Raw genomic sequence first — 5,357 nt, 5'->3', positions numbered from 1 at the left:
GCCTGCTTATCCCTTGTTGCGATTAAGAAACAATTGTATATCTTCTATGGTTGACTACTGTACGGTCTCCTTCATACTCATGAGAAGTCCGGTTTTCCGTAATTGCGACAATGACCGAGTTTTCATTTACTTTCTGAACAATCCCTTTGATCCCATTGTTAAATGTAATGATGGAGCCTATTGTGGCTTTTTTTGTTGTCATCCCAATCATCCTCCTCTTCCCTATACAATACTTCTATATTTTTGTATTCCATTTTATTTCTCTCTATTCTTCTTTGTTGCCTGAACATCTCTGCTACTGTTTGTCACTCCATTTTTAGAATGCATCGTACGCCAGACGAAAAGCTGTTGCTTCGCATGGACGATATTTACTTTGATAAGAGTTGCTTTTTTTCATATGCGGCTAAAAAGGCTTCTGTAATCAGAAGTATATCTGTTGAACGATTTTGAATAATTGTACCTGGGGGCACTTCAACGTTCTCCATTACAATTGCCCGTTCAATGTATGAACCGCTTCCAATACGGGCCTTGGGCATAATGACCGAGTCTCGGACAAATGCATTGGTCTCAACCTTTACGTTTGGAGACAGTACAGAATACTGAACCTCACCATCGATACGGCATCCTTCACTTAATATAGAATGCCGGATTACTGCCTGCCTGCCCACAACCTGCGGAGGAAGACAATCATTCGATGAATAAATAGGCCAGGAAGCATCATAAAGGTGCAGTTTATTCTCACGGTCCAGCAGATCCATATTGGCTTCCCAGAGGCTTTCTAGTGTCCCGACGTCTTTCCAATAACCCTTGAATGAATATGCCGATAGTTTTTGCTGATCATGGAGTAAGGCTGGGATAATGTCTTTTCCAAAGTCATGGGATGAATAGAAATAAATGGCATCTTTCTCTAAGTACTTTTTAAGAACCGGCCATTTAAATATGTAAACCCCCATCGAAGCCAGGTTGCTTTCTGGCTTTTCCGGCTTTTCATCAAAACTTATAATATTGCTTTGTTTGTCGGTCTTCATAATGCCAAATCGGCTGGCTTCGTTCCAAGGCACTTCAATAACGGAAATAGTCGCATCTGCATTCTTCGCAACATGATGATCCAGCATTTCGTTATAATCCATTTTATAAATGTGGTCTCCAGATAAAATCAACACATGTTCCGGATTTTGCTGCTCAATGTAGTGAATGTTTTCATAAATGGCGCTGGCTGTCCCTGTATACCAATTAACTTTCGAAGCACTTGCGTAAGGGGGGAGAACAGTTACTCCACCATTTCGCCGATCAAGGTTCCATGCCCGTCCATTTCCAATGTACGCGCTTAATACAAGCGGCTGATATTGTGTTAATACACCAACGGTTTCAATGCCTGAGTTAGCACAATTAGAAAGAGGAAAATCAACAATCCTATATTTGCCGCCGAACGGTACTGCTGGTTTTGCCAGGTTCTCTGTTATTTCACCAAGCCTGCTTCCTTTTCCTCCAGCAAGAAGCATAGCAACACATTTTTGATTTACTGCCATAATGATTATCTCCTTCTCTCTTTTATATAGTAAATGTCTTTGTCATTTTCTCGAAAGTCATACATGCTACTTATTTAATCATCGTTCTAAATATTTTTAACGCTCGTTCCTAGAAAAAAGCAAATTCGCTTCTCCTTCTTCTGTAAATACTTGAAGATCCGGACTGGCTTTGGTCTGCGATGTTTTTACTCCTTTTACATTCAAGCGAAGAACAGCTTTTTTCCTGCCCGTCTTCCCAACAGTGAACATTGAAATTACATGCAAAGGCTTTATTTTAAATTCCTCAATCACTTTAGGCTGTCCCTCTGTAATATCTAGTTTCTCAACTCCTGACAATAATATAGCTGCGACCGTTAATTTTTCAATGCGAAGCTTATGTAATACACCAACAAATATTAGAGCATATACAGCGGCTCGGTTTCTTCATCTGTTAAACGTACAAAACACATAATGGCATTTTAGTTTTTAAATACCATATAGGATTGCAGCACGTTTGTTATTAACAACGAATTGTTTACATCACTTTGTATGTAAATGCTTTATGTATAGTTCTAGATAAGTTTGAGAAGTCCTTCAATTATTGGATTTCTCCTTACAATTTTGTAAAATTTATAACCATCCTCCTCAATGGCGGCGCTGTTTTCGAACAGTACCGCCGATTTCCTGCAAACTGCATCTTTACAAACGAATGTTTTTAACGATACGATATACACTTGTATTTTCTTCACTTTTTAAGGTACGTACCTTCTTCTAGAAATAATCAAATGTCCCTCTGGAAAAGTGATCCACAAAAACATGAAAGTGTATATTGTCTTTCCGATATGTTCTTTAACGAGCCCTTTCATACTCTTGAGCTAGTGCAGCTGCCGCTTTTATAGGGCCAATAACTACTTTTCCAGCTAATGATCCAAAAAAGAAAGGGTTATCTCTTCCCCCAAAAAACAAGAAAAGATAACCCTGTTCTATTCAGCTGCTCTTGAACCGTTCATACACGCTTTATTTGGCAAAGGAGAGGGGCTGCCTTATATGACCTATACCCCTTGCCTTTAATTACAGTAATCTTCTGCTGAACATTTTTCACTGCCTTCTTTATCAATTTGAATGGTCACATGATGCAATTCAAATTCGTCATGAAGCAGCTTTTTCGCCCTGGCTAAAACGCCCTGCTCATCCTGCTCATCGCCTACTATCAGATGACAGCTGAGAGCCGGAAAGTCAGAGGTGATCGACCAGGCATGCAAATCATGGACTCCTTTTACTTCATTTAGTGAAAGCAGCTTTGCTTTTACTTGCTCGATATCTATATTCAATGGCGCTCCTTCCATTAAAATGTGAATCGAATCCCGTGTAACCCGGTAGCCACTCACAATAATCAACAAAGCGACAATGATACTGGCAATTGGATCAGCCAGGTTCCAGCCAAAAAACATAATCATCAGCGCAGCGACAATTGCGCCAAAAGATCCGAGCATATCTCCCAGCACATGCAAAAAGGCGCTTCTCACATTTAAATTTTCATTTTTATCCCCTCTCATTAAAATGAAAGCAGCTGCAATATTGACAATCAAACCAATGATAGAAATAATCAGCATTCCAGAGCTGACCACTTCCGACGGACTGGTTATCCGCTGACAGGCTTCAAAGAAAATGTAGACAGAAATGATTATGAGTGTCAGGCCATTTATAAAAGCGGCTAATATTTCAAAGCGCTTATAGCCAAAAGTTTTTCGACTGGACGCTGCTTTTTGCCCCACTGTCACGGCTGCATAACCCATTCCTAGTGCCGCTGCATCACTCAGCATGTGCCCCGCATCTGAAAGTAAAGCCAGGCTATTCGTTAAAATTCCGCCTATAACCTCTATAATCATGTAAGAAGCAATTAAGAAAAAGGACCATTTTAAAGCTGTTTTATTGCTGCTTCCATGATGATGGCTGTGACCATGTGAATGAGAATGTTCCATTGTTTCACACCCCTTTTAATTAAAAAGCCGTTTATAATTACATAATAGATATTTCTGCAAAAATGACCGGGTTATGTCCCGTTTTTCAACGATTTCTGTGACCTGTTAATTGAAAAATAAAAAGCAATTTTGACTTTTACTGTATGAATTTCTGGAAATATACTCAAATATATGTGTGAATATTTGAATAACGAGAACACCTTCTGAGTGTTCATTCCTTCATTACATCGTAAATGGCTGCATTAATTAGCAGCTGTTGTGATAGAAAAGGCGCATAAAATTTTTTGAAGGTGTGCTTCAATACATGTTTAGCCTCCTGATTATGCCGGAAGCACTGCTTTTAAAAAAGTATGTACTATTAGTCCCTGTCTACTTTGCTCTATCTATATTTTTTCTAAAACAAACATGCATGGCTTTATTTTTATAATCAGATATTTCTTCAACCCCAAAATAACTTTCCATTAACCGGATAATTTATTGCACGCTGTTTTAACGCTTTTCTTCTCTTTTTAACCAATATGTATATTTGGCGGCAGTATGTTTAAGCCTGGATATATGTTTTAAACTAGCATTGACGGAAACAAAGACATGTCGTCACACTTTCCAATCCTGTCTAGAGCCAAGTGAAAAATATGCATAAACTTTAAGCAAATAACTGCTTAACAAGCTGACTAATAAAAAGAATACTTGTTTTTAGATTGCTAGAGTAAATGGCTTTGTTTTCTTGATTCTTTAGAAACTAGTACTAACAGTGAGCTTTTACATTCATTAAAGCTTCTTATTCCATGCGTTGTTTTAATTTGTCCATCTCTTGTATATGCCAGGCAATGTGCTTTTTTAAACCCTCCAGCTCTGTAATTTTCCGTTCTAGCACCACTTTCCATTTGATAATATTTTCATTCCCGGTTTCAACTAATTCCTTAATGGCTAGTACAGAGATATCACAGCTTTTTAAGAGATTAATTTTATTTATTGTTTGGATTTTATCGTGACTATAATACCAATGATTTGTTAAATGATCTATATAAGATGGCTTCAGCAGGCCAATATCACTGTAATAACATAATGTTTTTACGGATGTACCACATAGCTTTGAAAATTCACTCATCGAATACATGATATCCTCCCCACACATAGTAATATTCGTTATAAGCTTAAAACAAATACTCAAAGCCTTTCATCTACATATCAGCATTTGACAATAAATTTACCCACACTTACCTTCTGTCTAACCCATTAGTAGTAATAAATGATTTATGATTTTTATAAAAGCACAGTATAGTAAATAATATCAAAATGGTTCCCGGGCATGAGCAGTGCAAGAATAGGTGTTAGCTCCGTCCGTTCTTGGCATCTCTGCCCATTGTAATGGAATGAATGAGGGATATTTAAACTTTAGAATAGCTTTTTCCAAAAAAGAGGGCCCGGCAGGCAGTGAAGATGATCAAATTCGTAAAGGCAGACGTTGAGGAGTTCGTTTCTTTATTTGAGGAAATAGTTTATGAGAATAGAGCGTGAGAGTGTTAAATTAACTAATTTTAAAGTAATAAAACGTGTGAATGATTAAGCCATCTTCTTGCCAGTGTACAATAATTAAGGTGAGTATTTAAACGAGTTTACTAGAACGTATTCATACTGTTGTCGCGAAAAATTACTCTTGAAGATTTATACAAAAATCAAAGTGTAATGATTTAGGTTCTCCATATTCTTCTTAATTAGGACATCACTCTGTTAGGCGAAAATAATTTTCTATCCAACCGTATACATGTTTATCTGTATATTTGTATATGCATATACATGAGTATAAAGAACAAAAAGAGAGGACAGTTTTCAACTGTCCTCTCTACTTTGCCAGGCGGCGTCCTGC

General features: G+C 37.6%; 5 protein-coding genes. All 5 read right to left on the bottom strand.

Features of this window, described 5'->3' with window-relative positions; genetic code table 11:
• Positions 1–22: 22 nt before the first annotated feature.
• Positions 23–202: a DUF2187 family protein gene (locus VP97_RS22045; RefSeq protein ID WP_050184313.1), complete on the bottom strand. Its 180-nt coding sequence runs from the start codon at positions 200–202 to the stop codon at positions 23–25.
• Between the two features lie 166 nt (positions 203–368).
• On the bottom strand, positions 369–1,529 hold the full coding sequence (locus tag VP97_RS22040; protein WP_050184312.1) for a glucose-1-phosphate adenylyltransferase: 1,161 nt from the start codon (positions 1,527–1,529) through the stop codon (positions 369–371).
• 96 nt (positions 1,530–1,625) lie between these two features.
• The gene (locus VP97_RS22035) at positions 1,626–1,865 is read right to left on the bottom strand and encodes a hypothetical protein (protein ID WP_156153598.1); all 240 of its coding nucleotides are present in this window, start codon (positions 1,863–1,865) and stop codon (positions 1,626–1,628) included.
• 710 nt (positions 1,866–2,575) lie between these two features.
• Positions 2,576–3,490 carry a cation diffusion facilitator family transporter gene (locus tag VP97_RS22030; RefSeq protein ID WP_050184310.1) on the bottom strand — a complete coding sequence of 305 codons (915 nt, stop codon included), beginning with the start codon at positions 3,488–3,490 and terminating at the stop codon, positions 2,576–2,578.
• Positions 3,491–4,268: 778 nt separating this feature from the next.
• Positions 4,269–4,598, bottom strand: coding sequence for a MerR family transcriptional regulator (locus VP97_RS22025; RefSeq protein WP_172656830.1), 330 nt, complete (start codon positions 4,596–4,598; stop codon positions 4,269–4,271).
• Positions 4,599–5,357 lie beyond the last annotated feature (759 nt).

Origin of the sequence: Domibacillus robiginosus (assembly GCF_000966195.1) — a bacterium.
Classification (GTDB): Bacteria; Bacillota; Bacilli; order Bacillales; family Domibacillaceae; genus Domibacillus; species Domibacillus robiginosus.
Note: the sequence above shows the minus strand (reverse complement) of the source record. Positions and strands in the feature narration are given on the sequence as shown.